At 68.1% G+C, this 21,981-nt stretch carries 13 protein-coding genes; 5 read left to right on the top strand and 8 right to left on the bottom strand.

The annotated features are described in order from the left end of the window. Positions 1 to 7 precede the first annotated feature (7 nt). Both SYV04_RS18220 and SYV04_RS18215 read left to right on the top strand, forming a co-directional pair. Positions 8 to 4,339 (top strand): Ig-like domain-containing protein, encoded by a 4,332-nt coding sequence (locus SYV04_RS18220; protein ID WP_321547091.1) that lies wholly within the window; start codon positions 8 to 10, stop codon positions 4,337 to 4,339. Positions 4,340 to 4,554: 215 nt separating this feature from the next. Then, complete coding sequence (locus SYV04_RS18215; protein ID WP_321547090.1) at positions 4,555 to 5,169, top strand: hypothetical protein; 615 nt, start codon at positions 4,555 to 4,557, stop codon at positions 5,167 to 5,169. A gap of 38 nt (positions 5,170 to 5,207) precedes the next feature. Here the strand turns inward: SYV04_RS18215 and SYV04_RS18210 are convergent, their stop codons facing one another. Continuing rightward, a complete protein-coding gene (locus SYV04_RS18210; protein ID WP_321547089.1) occupies positions 5,208 to 5,531 on the bottom strand; it encodes an immunity 53 family protein in 324 nt (107 codons plus the stop codon). A gap of 71 nt (positions 5,532 to 5,602) precedes the next feature. Between SYV04_RS18210 and SYV04_RS18205 the strand changes: the two genes are divergently transcribed. Further along, positions 5,603 to 6,331, top strand: a complete 729-nt coding sequence (locus SYV04_RS18205) for a hypothetical protein (protein ID WP_321547088.1) — start codon at positions 5,603 to 5,605, stop codon at positions 6,329 to 6,331. A 115-nt stretch (positions 6,332 to 6,446) separates the two neighbouring features. Next, the gene (locus SYV04_RS18200) at positions 6,447 to 8,495 is read left to right on the top strand and encodes a membrane dipeptidase (RefSeq protein ID WP_321547087.1); all 2,049 of its coding nucleotides are present in this window, start codon (positions 6,447 to 6,449) and stop codon (positions 8,493 to 8,495) included. Between the two features lie 75 nt (positions 8,496 to 8,570). On the opposite strand, the gene SYV04_RS18195 is transcribed toward SYV04_RS18200, so the two are convergent. The 3 genes from SYV04_RS18195 to SYV04_RS18185 all read right to left on the bottom strand — a co-directional run bounded on the left by SYV04_RS18195 (position 8,571) and on the right by SYV04_RS18185 (position 11,736). Next, positions 8,571 to 9,122 carry a hypothetical protein gene (locus SYV04_RS18195; protein ID WP_321547086.1) on the bottom strand — a complete coding sequence of 184 codons (552 nt, stop codon included), beginning with the start codon at positions 9,120 to 9,122 and terminating at the stop codon, positions 8,571 to 8,573. Then, positions 9,098 to 9,406, bottom strand: a complete 309-nt coding sequence (locus SYV04_RS18190) for a hypothetical protein (protein WP_321547085.1) — start codon at positions 9,404 to 9,406, stop codon at positions 9,098 to 9,100. The genes SYV04_RS18195 and SYV04_RS18190 overlap by 25 nt, the downstream gene beginning before the upstream one ends. 299 nt (positions 9,407 to 9,705) lie before the next feature. Further along, positions 9,706 to 11,736 carry a S8 family peptidase gene (locus tag SYV04_RS18185; protein ID WP_321547084.1) on the bottom strand — a complete coding sequence of 677 codons (2,031 nt, stop codon included), beginning with the start codon at positions 11,734 to 11,736 and terminating at the stop codon, positions 9,706 to 9,708. Positions 11,737 to 11,975: 239 nt separating this feature from the next. Between SYV04_RS18185 and SYV04_RS18180 the strand changes: the two genes are divergently transcribed. Further along, complete coding sequence (locus SYV04_RS18180; RefSeq protein ID WP_321547083.1) at positions 11,976 to 13,337, top strand: sigma 54-interacting transcriptional regulator; 1,362 nt, start codon at positions 11,976 to 11,978, stop codon at positions 13,335 to 13,337. A 19-nt stretch (positions 13,338 to 13,356) separates the two neighbouring features. Here the strand turns inward: SYV04_RS18180 and SYV04_RS18175 are convergent, their stop codons facing one another. The 4 genes from SYV04_RS18175 to SYV04_RS18160 form a co-directional block, all read right to left on the bottom strand. Then, positions 13,357 to 14,835, bottom strand: coding sequence for a hypothetical protein (locus SYV04_RS18175; protein WP_321547082.1), 1,479 nt, complete (start codon positions 14,833 to 14,835; stop codon positions 13,357 to 13,359). Positions 14,836 to 14,929: 94 nt separating this feature from the next. Next, positions 14,930 to 16,321, bottom strand: coding sequence for a serine/threonine-protein kinase (locus SYV04_RS18170; protein ID WP_321547081.1), 1,392 nt, complete (start codon positions 16,319 to 16,321; stop codon positions 14,930 to 14,932). Then, positions 16,305 to 20,093: a serine/threonine-protein kinase gene (locus tag SYV04_RS18165; protein WP_321547080.1), complete on the bottom strand. Its 3,789-nt coding sequence runs from the start codon at positions 20,091 to 20,093 to the stop codon at positions 16,305 to 16,307. The genes SYV04_RS18170 and SYV04_RS18165 overlap by 17 nt, the downstream gene beginning before the upstream one ends. Positions 20,094 to 20,123: 30 nt before the next feature. After that, entirely contained in the window at positions 20,124 to 21,968 is a 1,845-nt protein-coding gene (locus SYV04_RS18160; protein ID WP_321547079.1) for an OPT family oligopeptide transporter, read from the bottom strand. Positions 21,969 to 21,981 lie beyond the last annotated feature (13 nt).

The raw sequence follows: 21,981 nt of genomic DNA, 5'->3' as shown, positions 1-21,981 counted from the left end.
GCTCAGGATGCCAGCTTCCCTCCCGTGGCGCGTCGCGAAGCACGTGACTCTCGCAGCGCTGGTGCTCAGCGCCGCCGTCGCGGCCGCCCAGTCCCCAGCAGTGGTGAACAACAGCTTCGAAGCACCTCGCTTGAACCCAGGCCAGTACGCCGAGCCCTCTCCGGAGGGCTACGGTTGGAAGACCGTGGGACCGGTCGCGCTCGTGCGTAACGGGGTCCTGGCCGAGACGGCGCCGATGGGACACCAGTGGTTGCGCATCCGTCCCAAGGGGGCCATCACGCAGGAGGTTCAACTTCAGCCCGGCACGTACACGCTGAGCTTGCTGGCGATGCAGGGGCCTGGAAACAACCCGGCCCTGTCGCTGCAGGCGCGGATCGGCGCTTTCAACGCAGGGGTACGGACGCCAGAGGCCTCACTCGGCAAGGTCACCTTCAGCCCGGTGACGATAACGACGGCCGGCACCTACTCGGTTCGTATCGAGAACACGGAGGCGAGCAACATGCAGCAGGCGCTGCTCGTCGATCATGTTCAGCTGAATCGCCAGGGCACCAACACCCTGCCCGTGGTGGAGCTCACGTATCCGGCTCACGGGCAATCCATCGTGTCCGCATTCACCTATCTGCGCGCAACCCCCAACGACGGGGATGGGACCATCACCAAGGTCGACTTCTACAATGGGGCCACGCGCATCGGCACCGCCACCTCCTGGCCCTGGGTACACGCCAACCTCTACGTCGCTCCAGGGACGTATTCGATCACGGCGGTGGCCTTCGATAGCAGCGGCGCCTCCACGACCTCCTCGCCGGTGATCTTCACGGTAGGTGCCGGGGGTACGGCGCCTTTCGTCCGAAACAACAACTTCGAGTCCATCTGGGTCGGCGAAGGCAACACGCGGAGCTATGCGCCGTATGAGTGGACCCTGTCCGCCAGCGAGGCAGGGACCACGACGAACCAGCACTCGAGCAGCGCCGGCGTTCCCACCGGAGAGGGCAACCATGCGGCCTATCTCCAGTCCATGTCCTACAACTACGGTGGGCCGGCTTCGATCTCTCAATACGTCCAACTGCCGCCAGGCACCTATGGGGTGAGTTTCCGAGCAGCTCAGAATTCGTCGGTGATGACGCTCCGCGTACTCTTCAATAATACGCAGCTCGCCAGCATCGCTCCGGGGACGGCGTTCCGCCCGTTCGGCACCTCCGCCTTCACCGTACCCTCCACAGGCAACTACTCGCTCCAGTTCTCGGCGACCTCCTCGCTTCCGCAGTACGACGGGTTCCGCGCGTACGTGGATGATGTGAGGATCGGACCCGCGGGACCGCCGACGATCCAACTGACCGCGCCTGCAAGCGGTCAGAGCTTCCAGGCGCCCCTTGCGCTCACGCTGGTGGCTGACGCGAATGACTATGACGGAACGCTCAGCCAGGTGGAGTTCTTCCATGGCGCCACCTCGCTCGGAGTCGCCCCCTATCCCTACTCGCTCGACTGGCTCAATGTTCCGCCTGGCACCTACTCCATCACGTCGCGCGTCACCGACGCGTCGGGACTTTCCACGGTGTCCGCGCCCGTCGTCGTCACCGTGCAGGCGCCAGCCGTGCCCGCGTTCTTCAACGCGGGCTTCGAGCGCGTGCATCAATTCGGCGGCTATTCCCGAGTGATGGAAGCGAATGGCTGGCAGAGCTCGGCACAGCCCTCGGCCATGATCGTCGGCAATACCAATGTCTATACCGGGAGCGGGCCGGTGGCTCCGGAAGGGATGCAGACCTTGCTGCTGAATGGCAGCGGCTGGGCCTCCCAGGGCGTCTACTTTCCCGCGGGTTCCTACACCCTCAGCCTGAAGGCAGCGCAGAAGCAGTACGGCTTCACGTCCAATCTGACCTTCCGTGTGCTGGTCGACGGCGTGGAAGCAGGGCGATTCACGCCACCGAATTTCGCCTACACGGGCTTCACGACGTACGCGTTCTCGGTCGCTACCGCCGGGGTTCATACGATTCGCATCGAGGGCACCAACCCGGCGGCTTCTGGCTTCTCGTATCTCTCGATCGATGATCTGCTCATCAACGCCCTGCCCGCCAACGAGCCTCCCGTGGTCAGCTGGGTGTCGCCCCCGGACGGCTCCTCCTTCCCTCATCCGGGCTCTGTGCTGCTGGAGGCATCGGCTTCTGACAGCGATGGCACCATCCAGAGCGTCGAGTTCCTCGATGGCAGCACATCGCTCGGCCCGGCCACGTTCCACCCGGCCACGGGCACCTATCGGCTGACGTGGGCTCCGCCCCAGGCAGGGAGCTATACGTTGCACGCACGCGCCGTCGACAACGGCATGGCTTCAACGAGGACGGCAACGGCCAGAACCGTGACGTTCACACCGACGAACACGGCGCCGTCCGTGGTACTGACTTTCCCGCTCAACAATGCACTGCTCCCATTCGGCCCTGTGACGCTCACCGCCACCGCCTCCGATCCGGATGGAACCATCACGGGCGTCAGCTTCTGGTCGAACGGAACCTTGCTGGGCGCTGGCAGGTTGCAGGCGGGGACGTATCGCTTCCCATTCTTCTTCTCCGAAGGGGGCACGTATTCTCTTCAGGCCAAGGCCACGGACAACGCTGGAGCCACGACCGCTTCCGCGCCTGTGACGGTCACGGCGGCGTCCGGACCGGCTCCCACGTATACGAACACCCGCTGGCCCACAGATGTCGAAGGCGCGGGCGATTTGATTCCCTGGGGCGTGCAGGCGGTAGGAGGGCCCGTCACGAGCACGCAGCAAGTCACCACGTACGTCGTGGATTCGGGCGTTCAGGACATGCCCGGGCGACTGAACCTGATTGGAAAGACGGGGGTGACGGGCTGGATGGATCCACCCTGCTATGTCCATGGCACGCACGTCGCGGGAACCATCGGGGCCATGGAGAGCCCTTCCGGGTCTCCAGGTCAACGGGTCGTGGGCGTGCTGAGCGGGGCCAAACTCCGCTCGGTCACTCGGGTGAAGTATCAGGATTACACAAGGTGCCTGGGTGCGAATGGCAGCCTGGTGGAAGCGCTCGACCTGGTCAAAGCGGACATCCTGGCCCAGCCTGAGCCGAGGCGCGTGGCGGTCGTGAACCTATCGCTGGACTTCGAGGGCAGCTCCGCGTCCGAGCTCATCGCGTTGCGGGCAAAAATCCTCGAGCTGGCAACCCCCGCGGGCGCGTACCCCGGTGCCTTCATCGCGGAGGCCGCGGGCAATCAGAACTCGAACAGCTGCGAGTACTCCTACGGCTCGCTCGACCCGCTGGATGGAATCATGCTCGTCGGCGCAGTGGACGAGAACGGTCAACGGGTCGTTCCGCTCAATGGCACCGGAGGGTTTCACGGAATCTTCCAGGGCACGCAGCCGGGCTCCAATACCTGTGCGGATGTGTGGGCTCCGGGAAAGTACGTGAAGTCACTTGGGCTCGACGGGAACGTCGCCATGATGTCGGGGACGTCCATGGCCGCTCCGCATGTGGCGGCCGTGGCGGTACACCTCGCGGAGGCCTATGGGCTCGAGACGCCGCAGCAGATCGAGCAGGCCGTTCGCGCCTTCTCGTTCCCCATGCCCGGCACGGGCCTGCCCGTTCCCAATACGCGTCGACGCGTGGCCACCGCGGCCCCCTCCGTGGAGTTCTCCGTGAACGGACGAGCGGTCCGCGCGGATACCCTGAAGAGCAAGGACGATCCCACGCCGCTGTTCCCCCTCGTTCTTGGGGTCCCAAGCTTCTCGCGGTACACCGATGACCCAGCCTTTGCCTTCCGCTATCAGTCCCTGGGCGCAAGCAGCTGCCTGCTCAAGGGCTTCGTGAACGACGCGTTCTGGTACGAATACAGCGACCTGGAGCATGACTGGGGCCCGGTCAACACCCTGGGGCCCAGCACCTACCGCTGGGAGTTGAGGTGTGTGTCGGCAAATGGAACGGCCACGGAAACGCGCGCTGGAGCCACCGTCTACCCCGTGCCGCAAGTCCGCTGGTTCGTGAATGATACGGAGATTCCGAACGGGCAGTGGTTCACTCCGCCGACGATCACGACAGGGGAGCGGTTCCATCTCCGGTACGACGGAGAGCATGTCTCGAGCTGCAAGGTCCAAACGAGCCAGAATGGCCTAGTGTATCCACCCCAAGCGTTCATTCCCATCTGGGAGAGCGATGGGAATACCGCCGACGCATGGTCCTACTCACCCAGCTGGCCGCACACGAGCTATGACTTCTACGAGGCCACCGTGGCGATTCCGCCCGGGACGTACCGGTGGGCTGTCGAATGCCTTGGCATGGACGGAGCGCGCCAGGTCAGCTCGACCATTCATGCGACGATCACGGCACAGTGAAGGCATCGTGACCTGCAACCGCTGCAACCTGGACACCGTCACGCTCTCGCTCGTGGGTCTACCGAAGGGCGACAGCTGCAATAGTCGTCAACTAAAGTCCAAGACTTCTGGGGTATGCTCAGCCCTGGGGGCTTGATCCAAATTCCTTCGCTCAACCAGACGCCGGTAAGTCGGGCCTCCAGTCAACTCTTCTCAAAGAGAATGCGAGTTCCATCATGAGCCTTGATCGAACGGTGAGCGTTGCGACAACCGGGTTTGCCGTTGTTTTCCTTCTTGCTGCCACAGCGGGCGCAAATCCACCCGCGAAACCCGCAACGAAGAACGAGGCGGCAGCGCAAACCACCGTATTCGGAGTGGCGCTGACCTCCGCGAAGCGACAGGACATCCGGGAAGCCGCCAAGAAAGAAGGAGCGACACCGGAGCGCGAAGACGACAAGTATTGGTTTGACATCTACTCGGCCAAGGACCTGCTCGACGGCGCCGAAAAGCTCCAGGTGGGCTACGTGGCTGCCACAGGTCAGTTGGCGGTCCTCGAATACGTGCTCCCCTCCTTCATGGACACCGAACAGGTCGCTCGGATCTCATCCATGGTCCAGGCGAAGTACGGAGCACCGAGCTCCAAGAAAGGCAACATCGGCCTCGGGAACGTCGTGCATACCTGGAACCGGAAGGACGGCGTGGTCATCACCGTATCGCGAGGCTGGCCCTCCACGACGACCTCCCTGACCTTCACGGTCCCCGCCGGGAAGAAGGCCATGGATGCCGAGATCGCGGCGAATGAGAAGGCCAAGGTCGAGCAGCAGAGCCAGAAGAACAGCAGGGCGTTCTGAGGCACGCTTCGGCGACCTCGAGAACAAGGCGGAGTCTGCTACCGCGACTCCGCCCACTCGCGGAAGCACTGGAGGATGGCGCGCAGCTTCCCCGGGTCACCCGCCCCGATGAACCGCTTGCCTTTGACGGCACACTCGAGCCAGTCAGGCCCTCCCAGATTGCCGTTCTCCGCCGACGGTGGCTCGCCCGCGCGCAGGACGAGTGCATCCACCATCCGCGCCTCCAGCTCGGTGCCTTCCAGGTCGACCGTCACCACCCACCCCGGGTTGTCCAGGGATTGGATGGTCACACCTCTGTCGTTGGCCCAGTCCCCGCGACACTGGGCCGAGTACCACTGCTCGAGCCACGTCAGATCGTCCAAGACCTTCTCCCACCGGGTGAGCCCGCTTCACGACCGGCCGCCCATCCCCCCGCTTGAACTAGGCTGGACGCATGTCCAACCGCAAGCATATCGAGGAGCAGGCGCTCCAGACCCTCAACGAGCTGGAGCGCATCATCAAGGGCGAGAAGCTCCCGGGCGGCGCCCCGCTCCCGGAGCCTGACGCCCTGCTCTATGTGGCCCTGGACGAGCGTCAACGTGCCGAGGCCATCGTCCTCGAGGAGCTCATCGACATCGTGCTCCCCGAGCTGGGCCTCAGGGCCAGGACCATCCGCGCCCACTACACCTCCCAGGATGAGGTGGGCGAGGTGGAAACCCTGGCGGGCACCCAGCCTGCCCGGCACCGCCAGGCCGAGTGGCTCGACGTGCCGGGGCAACGGCTCCATGGCAGCCGCCCCTTCCTCGGCGCCGCCAAGGACAGCCAGGAGGGTGAGACCGGGATGCTCATCAGCCACGACCTCTGGCTGCTGACGGACGGACGGTTGGTGGAGGTCAGCGCCGTGGCAAGGACCCGGCTCGTGAGCAAGCGCCTCCTCAAGCAGTGGGCCCTCCTCGAGACGCACGTGGTCAAGCCTCTGGAGGCAGTGGCCGACTTCTCCTTCGACGGAATGCTCATGAGCCTGCGCAGCCAGCTCCGCCTCCACCTGCCCGAGCTCCAGGACAAGCACGTCCCGGATCTCGCTGAGCGTCAGGCCCGCTTCGACGCCGTGGTGACGGAGTACACGAACATGGTCTCTTCCTTCGCCGAGGAGCTGCGCCACGTGGGAGACCTCCCGGCCTGAGCCCTCCAAAACATGCCGTCTGGTAGGGATGCAGGAAAATTATGGAAACCTTGTAAAAACGGCCGAACTTTGAGACTTCCTGGTGCGCATTCCATTGAATTGGAAGGAGCCCCCCATGCGGAGTCGTCTTGGCCTCGGTTCGTGGAGCTGTCTAACCCTCTCTTTCCTGTCAGTCCTGGCGCTGAACCAGGGCTGCAACCCGGTGATGGAGGACGAGCAGGAGGCCCAGGCTGAGCTCGAAGCGCCCTCGGGTGAAGTGGCCCAGGCGCTGGCCGCCCCGGGCTTCGCCGAGCTGCACCACCACATGTTCGCCGAGGAGGCGTTCTCTGGCGGTTGGTTCCACGGCAGCCACACCGGCACCCTGGCCAGCTGCGATGGAGGGATGCCCGAGAGTGACCACGCCCGCGTCCGCATGGACCTGAGCAACATGCTCAACCTGTGCCCCAACTCGGGCAACGTGAACCTGGGCAGCGTCCCCCTGCTCTCCGCCTTCTTCGGCGTGGGCGGCGCCGCCGCCTCGGAGTTCATCGGCAAGATCGAAGGCACCGAGGGGGATACGGGCATCCACCTGGGCCGCATGAACGTGAACACCCAGTGGCCGCGCTGGGACACCATCGCCCACCAGCAGTCCTGGGAGGGCTCGCTCCAGAAGGCGCACCAGGGCGGCATGTCCCTGGTGATGATCTCGCTGGTCAGCAACGAGTTCCTCTGCAAGGCGCTGCCCTACCAGAACCTCAAGCGCCCCTGTGACGAGATGATGGACGTCGACGTGCAGCTGCAGATGGCGCGCGACTTCGACGCCCGCACGAGCTGGGCGGAGATCGCCCTGTCGCCCGCGCACGCCCGGCAGATCATCGCCTCCGGCAAGCTGGCCATGGTGCTCTCCATCGAGTCCAGCAAGCTGTTCGGAACCAAGAACTGGCTCACCGAGCTCAACCGCGTCTACAGCCTCGGCGTGCGCTCGCTCCAGCCGGTGCATCAGCTGGACAACCGCTTCGGCGGCGCGGCGCCTCACAACGCCATCTTCCAGGCCGCCCAGTTCCTGGAGAACTGCCACATCGACACCGACTGCGCCATCACCGGCCCTGGCTTCACGCTGGGCTTCGACGTGGATTCGAGCTGCCGCAACGTCAAGGGCCTGACGGCCGAGGGCAAGGCCCTGGTCCAGGAGATGACGAACAAGGGCATGATCATCGACATCGCGCACATGTCCGAGCGCAGCATCCAGGACGCCTTCGCCATCTCCCAGGCGAAGACGTACTACCCGCTGATGATTTCCCACGGCCATTTCCGCGAGGTGATGAACCCGGATCTGGCGGCCAACGAGAAGACGACGCCCGCGTGGGTGGTTCGCTACGTGCGGCAGACGGGCGGCATGTTCGGCCTGCGCACCGCGCATGACGAGACGCGCACCTACACCAAGACGACCGTGGCCAACAGCTGCCAGGGCTCCACCCGCTCGCTGGCCCAGGCCTATGAGTTCGGCCGCCAGGGCCTGAAGGTGAACATGGCGTTTGGCGCCGACCTCAACGGCTTCATCCAGCAGACCCGCCCGCGCTTCGGCAACCACGGGGCGTGCTCGGCCGGCTTCAAGGCCGAGGCGGATGCGCAGATGAACCAGCAGCGCCTCTCCGGCCCGGCGCGGCTGGGCACGGAGTTCGACGAGTTCGGCCTGGCCCACGTGGGCCTGCTGCCGGACGTGGTGCGCGACATGAAGAACCTGGGCGTCAACACCACGGGCCTGGAGAGCTCGACCGAGAAGTTCCTCCTGATGTGGGAGCGGGCAAACAGCACGCGCACTGGCATGGCGGACGCGGCGGCGGACATCGATACCAGCGGCGTGGCGGCCTACGTGCCCAAGGCCACCCGCGAGGCGCAGTACCCCGCCATCTGCGGCAAGGCCTACGCCCCCAACTCCAAGCAGATTGGCGACACCTGCCGCTTCGCCCAGGAGTGCGTCAGCGGTGCCTGCAACACCAGCGAGGGCTGCTCCGGCACTGTTGGCAACTGCATCTGCGACGGTGACAACGACTGCGCCTCGAACCAGTACTGCGGCGTGGGCCTCAACCTCGGTCAGTGCCGCAACAAGCAGCCGAAGGGTGCGCTCTGCACCGCCGGCCGCGAGTGCCTCTCGGGCAAGTGCAGCTGGCTGGTCTGCACCTGAGTCGCGGCTCGTGCTCGGCCCGAGTCCGGGGTGTCTCTCCCGGCCTCGGGCCGATGAAGCCGCGGCCCGCGCGCCTTATTGCGGAATGATCGCGTAGAAGATGCGCGCACCGATGATGCTGCAGGTGTCGCCTACCCCTGGCACCACCGCGGCGGCCAGCGTATGCGTGCCCGCGGCGACGGAGACGAAGCCGGTATACCCGAGCGGAAACCTCTCGCCGCTTCCACTCGAGTAGGTGGCCCCCCAGCATTGGCCCTGGTTCGTCCCGCACGGTGCCGCGAGCGGCACCTCGTCCACGAGGATCGTCGCGTAGCACTCACCTGCGCCAGGCGTCCAATAGCCGTTCAGAGAGAGCCAGAGAAGCGACGGGCGTGCGACGGAGATCTGCCCGGACCAGAGCGGCCACCAGGTCGTCACCGGACTGACCTTCGAGTAGGTCCAGTTCTGTGGCTGGAGGTAGCCGGTGACGGTCTGCCCTCCGAACACCCGGCCGGTGACCGACAGATCGCCGTCGACGATCATCTCTCCGCCAACGTTCATATCGCCGCCCACCTTCCCGTTCCCCGTGATGTTGAAGTTGGCGGGCTGGGGGAAGGTGGTGTTCAGGATGACGTTAGCGGAATCCACGGGTCCCGGAGGCCCCGCGGGTCCTTGAGGGCCCGCGGGGCCTTGAGCACCCGCAGGTCCAACAGATCCCTGAGCGCCAGCAGGCCCTTGGGCACCGGCGGGCCCTTGGGCACCGGCGGGGCCCTGGGCGCCAGCAAGTCCCTGCTCACCCGCAGGCCCTCGAGGCCCCGCAGGCCCCTGTGTACCCGCAGGCCCCTGGGCGCCCGCAGGCCCTTGCGGGCCGGCTGGACCTTCGGGTCCCTGAGGCCCAGGCGGGCCCGCCTCTCCCACAGAGCCGGGCTCACACGCAACAACCAGTCCCAACAGCACCGCGAACAATCTCGTTTTCAAGTCGTGTTCCTTTCTCAGCTGATCACGCGCCCCATAAGCACGGAGCGGGCCAACGCTACCCCTGTGCTTCTCGGAGCGGAGAAGGGTTCGCGGCTCTTGCCGGGTAACCTGAAACGAAACAGCGGCACGCGGGTTGTAGCCTCGCGCGCAACTGGCGCCGTTCGAGGAAGAGGCACAAAAAGAAAGGGCCCCACGCCAGCTCGGCATGGGGCCCCTGACCGCTGAAGTCAGCGGTGCTTCATTCGAGGAGGGCTTACTTGCTCGGCATGCGCACCTGGTAGGTGACGCCGCCGATGGGCTCCACCTGCTCCTTGTCGAACTGGATCGCGTCGATCTTGAAGCCCTGCGTGGTGGGGACGGTGGCCCGGAACTCCAGCTCCACCGTGAAGGCCTCACCCGGCTCCAGCGCGATGCCCTGGAACTCGGCATCCGTCGTCACCACCTGGAACCAGCCGCGCCCCATGTCCTTCAGGCCGATGGCCCGGCCCCCGCCGGCCAACCAACGCTCATGGAGCTCCGGCGGCAGGTAGGCCGTCAGCACTCCGTGGCGGCTGAACGGCACCTGACCCACCAGGCTGTCCTGGAGCCGGAGCGACATTGAGGAGGGCCGCCGCAGGATGTTGCGGACGATGAACTTCACGAGCTGCGGACCCGCCACCAGATCCACGATGTTCATGTTGCGCCACACGATGTTGTTGTTCTGGCGCGTGTTGTAGTTGACGTCCGCCGTCTCGGCGTAGGCCATGGGCTCGCCGGTGTAGCGCACCAGGATGCAGTAGTGGCCGGTGGCGGGAGGCGTCCACGGCATCACCACCTCGAGCGGGGAAGAGTTGGGGTTGATCGGAGGCGTGTTGAAGGTGCCGATCGGCGTCCAGCTTCCGGACCAGCCCAGGCCCGTGGAGGCGTTGGCGTAGTAGAACGTCACCGGGCCACCGCCCTGCGTCAGCCCGCGGTTGCGCAGCCGGACATGGAGGTAGTTGCTCTGGCCGAACTCCGGGTTCTGGTGGCTGGGGCCCGAGGCCGAGAGCGAGTTCCAGATGTCATCGCTCTCCCACATGTTGAGGCTGGCCGTGGCCGCGTCGGGCTCATTGCCGGTATCGACGGGCTTGTCCTTGCTCCACACGTCGGCGCCGCAGAAGAGCAGCTTGTTGGGCGTCCCGGCGGGGTTTCCGGTGATCTTGTTCGGCGTGGACAGGCCCGCGATGGCGCTGGCGACTGTCGCCGACGGCTGGTTGCCGAACTGCTGCTTGTAGAGCGCCGCGCACCCCGCCACGTGCGGCGAGGCCATCGAGGTGCCACTGATGATGTTGGTGGCGGTGTTGGTGGTATGCCAGGCCGACTTGATCGCGGTTCCCGGCGCGTACCCGTCCACGCAGGTGCCGTAGTTCGAGTACGTGGCTCGGGCGTCCGTCTTGGTGGAGGCGGCGGTGGTGTAGGCCTCGGGGGTGCTCGCGGGAGAGTAGTTACAGGCATTCGCGTTGTTGTTGCCCGCGGCCACGGCGACGAAGACTCCCGAGTTGGAGAGGCTCGTCACCGCCGCGTTGACGGCGGCCGAGTACCCACCGCCGAGCGACAGGTTGGCGACCGCGGGAGCCACGGCGTTGGCCTGCACGAAGTTGATGCCCGCGATGACCCCCGAGAAGGAGCCAGAGCCATTGCAGTCCAGTACCTTGACGCCCCGGAGGCTGACGTTCTTCGCCACGCCGTGCGTCGCGCCGCCGATCGTGGCCGCCACGTGGGTGCCGTGGCCGTTACAGTCCTGGCCCGTGCCGCCAAAGGCATCGAAGACGTTGGTGGCCGTGCCGCCAAAGTCGACGTGGCTGGTCAGGATGCCCGTGTCGATGACATAGGCCGTCACGCTGGGGGCCGTGCTGGTGTAGGTGTACTGGCCGTTGAGCGGCAGGTTGCGCTGATCGATGCGGTCCAGGCCCCAGGGATCGCCGTTGGCGTCCATCAGCTGAGTGGCATCCGCCCGGACGACCTGATCCTGCTCGAGGTACTTCACCCGGCTGTCCTTCCGGAGTTGGCTGAGCTGGTCGCTGGACAGCTTCGCGGCGAAGCCCACCAGGGCGCGGTTATACACATGCAGCGGCGCGATCTGGACGCCCCGGGCCATGATGCCGGGGTCCGCGCCCTCGTTCAGCACGACGATGTACTGGCCCTCGATGCCCTCCCCTTGCGCGCGAATCAGTGGGGCCTCGTAGGCGGGAGAGGATGCCGCGTTCGCCTGCTCGACGCCGCCCAGCAGCGCGGCCGTCATGAACACCACGTGTTTGAGTTTCATTGCGTGTCTCCTGTGAAGCGGGCCCGCCGGCCGAACTCACCGAGGGAGTTCCACCCCAGAGCACGAACCAGGCCACGCCTCGGGGACTCGTCCCTCGCTCTGAAGACGGAGAAGCGGCCCGGGGGGCGGGTAGCGCCGCGGGTTACAACCCCGCGCCGTTGTCACCTTTCGCGTCACAGGGACCGGAGGGGGTGGGACACAGCCCGCGTTTCGCGGAGCGTGCGTGGTACTTTGCCCCCATGCCTGAGCAAGACCGGGAGCTGCCCAGCGAGAGCGAACCGCTCCACCAGACCTTGCCGTACGAGCACGCGCGCCGCCCGGGGGATCTGCCCACCGTGCGCCGCTTCCGCATCACCGTGCTGGAGGGCCCTGGCGCCGGCACCATCTGGGAGTCGGCCTCGGACGTGTGCTCCATAGGCTCACATCCGCTCAACCACTTCACGCTGGATGACTCCACCGTCTCGCGCTTCCACTGCGAGGTGCGCATCGGGCCCCGCGGCTCGCTGGTGAAGGACCTGAACAGCACCAACGGCGTCATCGTGGATGGCGTGCAGGTCGTGGAGGGCTACCTGCGGGGCGGCAGCCTGCTGCGGTTGGGGCGCGTCGTGCTGCGCTTCGACTTCAGCGCGGAGACCAACCGGCTCCAGATCTCCGAGCAGACGCACTTCGGCTCCCTGGTGGGCACCTCGGTGGCCATGCGCGAGTGCTTCGCGCTGCTGGAGCGCGCCGCGGCGCGCGATGTCACCGTGCTGCTGGAGGGAGAGACGGGGACCGGCAAGAGCCAGGCGGCCCAGGCCATCCACCAGGCCAGCGCCCGGCGCGACAAGCCCTTCCTCGTGGTGGACTGCGGCGCCATCCCGCCCAACCTCCTGGAGAGCGAGCTGTTCGGCCACGAGAAGGGCTCTTTTACCGGCGCGATGGCCCGGCGCGAGGGCGCCTTCGAGGAGGCCCAGGGCGGCACCGTCTTCCTGGATGAGATCGGCGAGCTGCCCACCGAGCTCCAACCCAAGCTGCTGCGCGTGCTGGAGGCCCGGGAGATCCGCCGCGTGGGCAGCAACACCTACGTGCCGGTGGACATCCGCCTCATCGCCGCCACGCACCGCGATCTGCGCGCCGAGGTGAACACCGGCGGCTTCCGCTCGGACCTCTTCTTCCGGCTGGCGGTGCTGCGCATTCCGCTGCCCGCGCTCCGCCAGCGCCCCGAGGACCTGCCCTTGCTGGTGGAGAAGCTCCTCGCCTCGATGAAGGCGGCTCCGGAGCACACCGGGGCCCTGCGCACCCCGGAGTTCTTCGGGCGGCTCCAACACGCGGCGTGGCCGGGCAATGTGCGAGAGCTGCGCAACTACCTGGAGCGGTGCCTCGTCTTCGAGGACGCGCTGGCCCTCTCCGAGGAGGAGGCCAAGCCGGGCGCCACGTTCGAGGTGGATCCCACCCAGCCCTACGCCGAGCAGCGCCGCCGGGTGGGAGACGACTTCGAGCGGCGCTACCTCCGGGCGTTGCTGGAGAAGCACCAGGGCAAGGTGGCCCAGGCGGCCACCACGGCGGGGGTGGACCGGGTCCACCTCTACCGGTTGCTGCGCCGCCACGGCATCAAGCCCTGAGCCTCGGCGGCCGTACGGGTCAGGGGAAATGCCGCTTGCACAGGTTGACCTGGCCTGCCGGCATCAAGTCACACGGGCCGTTGAGATACACGGTGACAGGCTCACTCCAGGTGGTGAGATCCGGGTCCTTGCAGTCGTCATAGTCGCCATCGCCCGTGACGGGAGGCGCGTCGAACGTGCCGCACCCCGTTGTAGGCGCCTGGCATGAGCCCACGAGCTTGGCGGCACAATTGGCACCCATGTCGGGAATCGCGCACACGCGATGGGTGGCATAGGCAGCCCCCTGCACCCAGCCCGGATCATGGCAGACGTACATCTGGGGATACACAGAGCCCGACATCAGCGAATGCGTGATCTCCCGCGCGCCATCTCCCCTCCCCGTCTTGCTGGGGATGACGGTGACTTCCGCCGCCACCCCTCGCGTGAAGAGATTGCCGTAGAACGCGCCTTCGCGGATACGGAAGGCCTGCGCCTCGGACACGGGATACGCGGCGTTCTGCGCCGTGGAATCCTCGCCCACGTACAGCAGCCCCAGCGACTCCGTGGAATTCCAGGGGGCCATCATCACGTTGAAGTAGCCAGAGGCCGGACACTGGAAGGACACCGAGGGATTCTGCACCGGGCTGCAGACCCCCGTGCTCTTCGCCACGAAGCGGGGGCCTTCGTCGTCACAGCCGGCGATGCCAGAGCACACCCGGAGCACAGCCCGGATGTCCTTGTTCTTACCGAGGACAGGTCCCGTACAGAGGCCGCTCGTATCCTGGGCCATGCTTCCCGCGCCCAAGCGGACCCATGAGTTCGGCGTGCAGGTGCCGATACGGTCCTTGATCCATCCGCAGTCGCGCTCACCGCCCACGGTCGGGGTTGCGCACGCGTTGAAGCTCTGGATGGGCATGTCGGTCGTGGGGACGTCCGGGTCGTATTCGACGAGCAGGGGGGCCTCCTCCAGGCTGAAGGCCGTCCCATCCAGGTGAGCGCCACGCACGGACAGCTCCACACGCCGGTTGACCGCGTTGTTCCGGGCCAGGATGCAGGCGGACACCTGCCTCATGCAGGCGGCGCTCGGGGGGATGTCCCGCCACTGCGTACAGAGCCCCGCTCCTCCCATCCACACGCCCGAATGCCCCCCAGAGGACTGCCAGGGAAGCGTCTGGGAGGAAGACAGCGCGCAGCCCACCAGGTACTTCATGAACTGGCGCGCGTTCGGGTCCGTGAGCTGGTTGCGGATGAAGTTCCCGTCCGCCGTCGAGGTGTTGTTGAAGAGCGTGCTCAGCGCGTTCGTCCTCATCAACAGGTTGGCCTGAGCATTGGTGGAGATGCCGTTGAAGACCAGCGCCGCCGTGGAGAGGGAGTTGGCGATCTTGATGTCGCTCTCCTGGCTCGCCCGCATGGGCTCGGCGTCATCCACGGGGTAGGGCTCACAGCCCCCCAGGAGCGTGAACCCCAAGGCCCCAAGGGCGAGCGTGCGCAGCAGCCTGGACTGGGAACGAACCGTCACGAGCTTCCTCCGGAAATGTTGCGTGCCTCACGCTGAAGCACGTTGCGGGCCAACGCCGCCATGGCGTCCTGCGTGGGTCGAAAACCGCGCGCCTCTACTCGTGTGGCGTGAGCGGCAACAGCGGCGCGTGGGTTGTAGCCTTTCCCGTTACTCGCCTCAGGCCCGCCGCACCCGACAGGGGCTCCGAGAGGAAGCTGGCTCCCATTCCCCGCAGCACCGCCTCGGTCGCCAGCAGTCCTCCTTCCGGCACGGTCACGACCCACGCCGGCAGGCGCAGCAGCTCTCGCGTCAGCTCACCCTCGTGAACCATGGCCGTCAGTCCTACCCGTCCTGGGAACGGGAGCCCCCCGGTGTCCTCCACGAGCGCCAGCGCCTCCTCCAGCACCCGGGCACGCGTTGGGGCCGGGTCCTCTCGCAGGGGAGCCACGGCCAGCAGGCAGCCCACGCCTTCCATCCGCACTTCCAGTCCCAGCTCCCCCAGCCTCTTGGCCGCGTGCGTCAGCAACTGGTCCAGCTGCTCCAGGTCCGCGTCATCCGGCTCGCTGTCCACGCGCGCCTCCAGGTAGAGCGCCACCGCCTGCTCCACCGGCACCGACGGGGAGAGGCCTCGCACCCCGCGCCGCAGGTCCTCGAGCACCGCTTCCACGTCCGGGTAGCGGTCCTCGCGGCGCTTCTCCATACACCGTCGCACTACCGCATCCAGCGCGGTGGGCACCGGGGCGTACTCGCTGGCCCCAGGAGGTGGCGCATGCAGGTGTTGCTCCTCCACCTCGTGCTGCGTGCTCCCCTGGAAGGGTGTCCGTCCCGTGACGAGCTGGAAGAGGAGCACGCCCAGCGCGTACAGGTCCGTGCGGACATCCGGCGGCTCGCCGCGGATCTGCTCCGGCGCCATGGACAGGGGCGTGCCCAGGACCGAGCCGGTGTGCGTCAGTGGGGAGGCTCCTGGGGAGCTTGGAAACAAGCCCTTGGCGATGCCGAAGTCCACCAGCTTCACGCGCGGCGTCTCCCCTCCTCCGGCCAGCCGCACCACGTTCTGTGCCTTCAGGTCACGATGCACCACGCCCGCCTGGTGCGCGGCCTGGAGCGCGGCGCCGACCTGCTCCAGCACCTCCAGCGCCTCGCCAGGGGAGAGCGGGCCGCGCGCGGCGAGCTCGGCGGCGAGATCCCCGCCCTCCAGCCACTCCATGGCGATGAAGGGCCGCCCATCCGGAAGGGCGCCATGCTCGAGGATGCCCACGATGTGAGGATGGCGCAGCCGCTGGAGGGTCGCCGCCTCGCGCCGGAACCGGCGCAGCGCCGTGCTGGCGGCGGAGAACCGTGCGTGCATCACCTTCAACGCCGCTGGGGTGCCGGTGCGAATGTCTCTCGCGCGGTAGAGGATGGAGACCGGACCGGAATAGTGGACGCGCTCCACGACCCAGGAGCCCACCTGGGCGCCCACCGCCAGGACTTCCCCGTAGAGCTGCTCGTCATCGTTCCGTGACATGGGCTCCTTGCAGGCGCTCCAAGCGTGTCCGCCACAAGGGCGCACCTTCCACGGCCCGAGCCGCCTGGGCCAGCCACTGCCGTGCCTGCTCAGCGTTCCCATGACGCATCGCGCCCTGGGCCGCTTGAAGCAGGATCTCCGACATCTCGTCCGAGGAGGCCAACTCCCTGGCCTCTTCCGCCAGCGTGCGCCAAGCCTCCGCGTCCCAGACACCTCCGCCTTCCGCCTCCCGCACCTGCAGCTCCACCAATCGCCGCATGATGGCCGCTGGCGGCAGGGAACGCGGGGGACAGTGCTCCTCGATCCACCGGAGCTGCCGGGCCGCCTCCGCCATGTCTCCCAGCGCCGCGGCGATGCGCGCGATCAGCAGGGCCTCCGCTGGCACGGGCTGGTCTCGGAAGAAGCGCACCTCCAGCTCGTGAGCGCGGCGGGCCAGTGGCAGTGACTCCTCCAGACGGCCCTGCACGTACAGCACCTCCGCGAGGTTGAAGGTGGACCAGCGCTCCACCTGCGCGTGGCCCAGCTCGCGTCCCAGCGCCCGAGCCCGGCGCAGGTCCTCCTCCATCCGGCCCACGTCGCCGAGCTTGAGCCACAGCAGCACGCGGTTGATGCAGGCAGCAGCCAGATGCAGGGCGTCCCCCGCCTCCTCGCAGCGCGCGATCGCCTCCCCAAAGCGCGCGGCGGCCTCCTCCGGCCGGTCCAGGAAGGTCAGGGCCGCCCCCCACAGCGCCAGGGCCACCAGATGCGTCTCGGAGTCCCGGGCCGCTATCGCCCCCTCCACCGCGGAGGACAACACCCGGGAAGCTGCCTCCCACTCTCCCATCCGGACGTGCAGTCGCCCACGGGCCAGCGTGCAGCGCACCGAGAGGCGCGGATCATCCAGCTGCTCGATGCGCTCCATCGCCTCGCGCGTGCGCTCCGCCGAGCCTTCCACGTCCTCCATCCAGTCCCGGACGGTGGCCTCCTCCAACAGCAGGTCCACGGCCAGGGCGTGGTCCGCGCGGGCCTCGGCCAGGGCCCTCGCGGACGTCAGATCCTCGAGGCTCTCGCGAAAGCGCTGGAGGCGGTGCCGAACCCGTCCGCGACCTGTCAGCGCCCGCGCGCGGCGCTCGGTGCCCCCTTCCGGTAGCAGCGCGAGAGCCCGGGTGTAGTGCTGCTCGGCCTCCACGGGGAGGTGGGCGTGACGGGCCTCCTCGGCGAGCCCCAAGAAGGCCGTGGCGGCCTCTTCGTGCGCGCCCGCGCCCGCGGCATGGTGAGCACGCCGGCGTCGCTCGGCGAGGCCTTCTCCCCCCAGGGCGCGCAAGGCGGCGGCATGCAGGGCTCGACGCGTGGGCGGCGGCAGCGTCGCCTCCAGTACCTCCCGCAACAGTGGGTGCCGGAAGACGAAGCGCCCGGGACTGGAGGAGCGCAGCAGCCCGGCGCGCTCCAGCCGCGCCAACCCCGCTCCAGCGTCCAGCGAGGCGACCCGCGCTCCGCCCTCCCGTGGGTCGAGATTCCGCAGCGCCAGGTCCACCCGAGCCGCGTCCACCTCGTTGCCGAGCACCGCGCACAGCCGTGCCAGCACCTGGAAGCTCTCGGGCAACGCGAGGAGGGCGCGCGTGGCCAGCCGCTCGAAGAGGGGCGTTACCGAGACGTCCAACAGCACATCCGGGGCGAGGTACCACCCTCCTCCGGGCGACGTGCGCAGCGCCCCGGCGGCCCTCAGCGCCCGCGCCAGCTCCACCAGCGACAGCGGCACGCCCTGGGCGAGTTGCTCCAGGCGCGCCAGCACCGGCTCGGGGATGTGCTCCACCGGGCGTAGCAACTGAAGGAGCAGGGCGCGGCTGGTCTCTGGCGACAGGGTCGGCAGCGCGTGGCGGGAGACGTGGCCACTCCGCTCGCCGAAGTGGGGGCGCAGGCCCAGCAGTGTGGGACGGGCGGCGACGCAGATCCACAGGGGCGCTTGGGTTCCGGCCAGCGTGGCCATCTCCAGCGTGTCCAGGGTGGTGGGATCCGCCAGGTGCGCGTCATCCAGCAGCAGCACCTGGGGCACCTCCCGCGCACGCTGACGGAGAAGCTCTGCCAGGGCCCGCGCGGCGGCATGACGTGGGGCGCCCTTCGGGGCCGGTGCTCCCCTCAGGGCATCGAGCAGCGCATGTGGCACGGTGGTGTCCGGGGGAAGAGCGCGCAGGCGCTGCACTCGCGTCCGTCCATCTGCCTCCAAGCTCGCCGCCAGCGCGTCCAGGAGCCGGGTCTTCCCGTAGCCGATCTCTCCGGTGAGGACACAGAGTCCCGGCACGCCCTGGCCGAGGCTGCGAGTGGCCTCCTCCTTCAGCGCCTCCAATAGCGACTCGCGCCCCACCAGAGGGAGCGCCTCGGGCGTGGGAGCCGAGGCTTCCGTGCCACGGACCAGCACCCGGACGCCTCCGGGCCCCTCCTTTGTTGCGTCGGCGTCGAGACACGCCGTGGCCTCGGCGGTGACACGCACCTGCCCTGCTTGGAGCGCATGGGACCACCAGCCCTCCGTGGACTCCAGGGCGCGGCCCGCCACGCGCGTCCTGGTCACCCCGGGGCGGACGTGCAGCTCCGCCAGGTGGAGGACCGCGGCGGCCTCGTGTTCCTCGATCAGCCGCCACGCGGCGAGGGCGGCGGCGCGCAGGCTTGCCTCGGCCGAGAGGGATTCGGGGAAGACGACGAGGTAGCCCCCGACTCCCGCGCGCGCGAGCGAACCCCCGTGCGGCTCGATCGCCGCGAGCAGCGCATCCACGGGCGCTCGGGTCTGGACTCCCAACAGCGCCACGGACCGGACACCGGAGCCGGGCCCCACGGAAACGGCGGCCCGGGTGACTTTCTCAGGCGCGGCGCTCCCGGTGAGCCGGCACGCGGCATCGAAGGCGGAGAGCACCTCGGCGGCGCGGGCGAAGCGCTCGGCGGGAGACTTGGCCAGACACCGTCGCAGCACCTCGTCGAGCGCGGGTGGCAGCTCGGCATGCCGCGAGAGGCTGGGCGGACGAAGGCTGACGTGGCCGTGGCGAATCTCATCGGCGCTCCCGGTAAAGGGCGGCGCTCCCGTCAGCAGCTCGAAGAGGAGAACCCCAAGCGCATAGATGTCAGCGGCGGTCCCCGCCTCCCGCGCATCCAGGCACTGCTCGGGCGCCATGTAGACGGGCGTTCCGAGCCGCTCGCCCGCCCGGGTGAGTTCCACCGCGCCCTCTCCCGAACCTTCACTGGGAGCTTCCAGGAAGCGCGCGAGCCCGAAGTCGAGGAGGCTGAGCTCACCTCCCTCCCGTAGGAAGATGTTCTCTGGCTTGAGATCGCGGTGGGCCAGCCCGGCGGCGTGAACGTGCTCCAGCGCCGCGCACACGCCGGCGAGCAGCTCTCGCACCCTAAGCAAGGAGGCAGCCCCAGCCCCTGGGAGCGTGGCCATCCACGCGGCGAGCGTCTGCCCACGCAGGGCCTCCAGCACGAGGAAGGGCCGCCCTCCCGCCGTACCATGTTGAAGCAGCTCCGGCACCGTGGGAGGCCCCACCCGGCTCAGCGCAAGGGCCTCCAGGGCGAAGCGCTGGCGGTGTGGGCCAAGGCCCACCTTGAATGCCACCTCGCGCCCATCTGCTTCCCGCCATGCGGTGAAGACGTGGGAGAACCCCCCGGTCCCCAGCAAGGCGAAGCCGCGCAGGCCTGGCACATCCGGAGGGGGGAGCGGCTCAGGAAGCGGAGCCGGCTGGGAACGCTGGGCATGCACGGGGCACGTAGCCCCGAGCGCGAGCCGGCGGTGGCAGGTCGGACAACGCATGGGAGACCCCATGACGCTATCAGACCGGCCTCATCCCAGCAGCAGCAGGGCGACCCCCATGAGCCCCTCGCCCGCGATGAAGCCCGTGGCCAGCGGGAGGAAGCGCCTCTCCCAAGCCACGGGGCGCGTGCGCCGCACACCCTCCGCGACCAGCCCGCCCAGCCAGATGCTGATCGTGGCGGAGAGGGGCAGGAGGAACCCAAGTCCCAGGCCCACCGGCGAGGGAACCCAGCGCCGGGCACGTTCCGGCAGCAGGTGCTCCACCCCGGTGAGGAGCACGGCGAGGAGCGCGGCACACCCCGACGCCACGAGGAGCGAGGGAGGCAGCGAGCCCAAGCCGGTGGAGAGCACCTGGGCCAGCTTCGCGGCGGCGGTGACGCCTGGGGCGGGGAACTGCTCACCGCCCAGCGCGGAGGGGCTTGGCACCAACAGATAGAAGAGCGGCACCACGGCGGCGGCCCCCACCGCGGAGCCGAGCAGCTGTGCGAGGAACTGCCAGCGTGGGTGGGCGCCCAGGAGGTGTCCCGTCTTCAAGTCGCTCAGCAGGTCCGCCGCGGAGCAGGCCGTGTTGACGGTGATGCCCGCGGTGACGAGGCCAGCCGCCGCGTCTCGTGGCTGGAGCAGGTTCGAGGTGAGCTGCGTCACCGAACCGAGCGCATCCGCGGGTGTCACATCCGTCTCTCCCGTGATGCGGCCTGCGATGAGCGCCAGGATGAAGGAGAGCGCCACGGAGAGCGTGGCGTGGAGCACCGGCACGCCGAAGCCCACCTTCGCCAGCGCCACGGTGGCGGGAACCAGCACCACCACTCCTCCCACCCACCAGCGCTGAGGGATCTGCAGCGCGTCCACGGGATGTGGCGCGGAGGCGTCACGGGAGGAAGCAAGGCTTCGCAGGGCGCGGAACAGTGCCGGCCCTTGGAGTACCAGCCGCAGCAACGCGGCGGAGATGAAGACGGCGGCGGCAGGCCACATGCTCCATTCGCGGAAGGTGCTCAGCTCCGCATCGGGCGGCAGGATGCCGGCGGCGACCAGGCGCGGCGCCACCCCTCCGTACATCAGCAGCCCTCCGAGCAGGGCCGAGGCGGTGATGCGCAGCCCGAGGAGCGCGCCGCTGCCCATGAGCATCAAGCTCAAGTCCAGCCCGAAGCCCAGGCGCTCCAGCGGCACCCCGCCCTGCCTCCCGGGGAAGGACACCGTATAGGCCATGAGCTGGAGCGCATCCCGCCCCGTGGTCACGAGGCTGGAGACCAGCACACCCAACCCCAGGCTGCGCAGCCGAGGGCGGCCTTCGGTGTCCGTGTCATGCAGGGCGCGCACCGTGAGCGCGGCGGCGGTGCCCGTGGCGAAGGGGAGCTGCTCGCGATCGATGAACTGGCGCTTGAGGGGCACCGCGAAGAAGACCCCGAGCGCGGAGAGGACGAACGTCCACGCCAGCAGCGTCCACCCCGGCGGATGGTGTCCCGTGAGGAGAAGATAGGCGCCCTGAGAGGACACCAACGCGCTGCCCGTCGCATACCCCGCCGCGGAGGCCACCGCCTGCGCACAGCAGGTCTCCAGCGGTGACAAGGGCATGCCCCGAGTCAGGCGTCGCATCGCGTCGTGGCTCACGTACGTGATCAACCCGGCCATGATCGCCACGCCGGGAATGATGCCCGTCTTCAGCCCCGCGTAGAGGTTGACGGCGCAGGCGACGACACCCATCGCGCTCCCCAGCAGCACCGCGCGAAGGGTGAACTGGGGCACTCGATCCGCTCGAAACACCTCGCGAATCCAGAAGGTGTCCACCTCCCGCGGGTCCGTACCGGGGATGCGCAACAGCATCGACGCCGCAGGCGCGGGCGGCGCGGGTTCGAGGCGAGAGACAGGCCGTGCCATGAAGCGCCCATCC

Origin of the sequence: Hyalangium ruber (genome assembly GCF_034259325.1) — a bacterium.
GTDB lineage: Bacteria > Myxococcota > Myxococcia > Myxococcales > Myxococcaceae > Hyalangium_A > Hyalangium_A rubrum.
The sequence above is the reverse complement of the archived record's forward strand: the minus strand, read 5'-3'. Positions and strand labels throughout refer to the sequence as shown.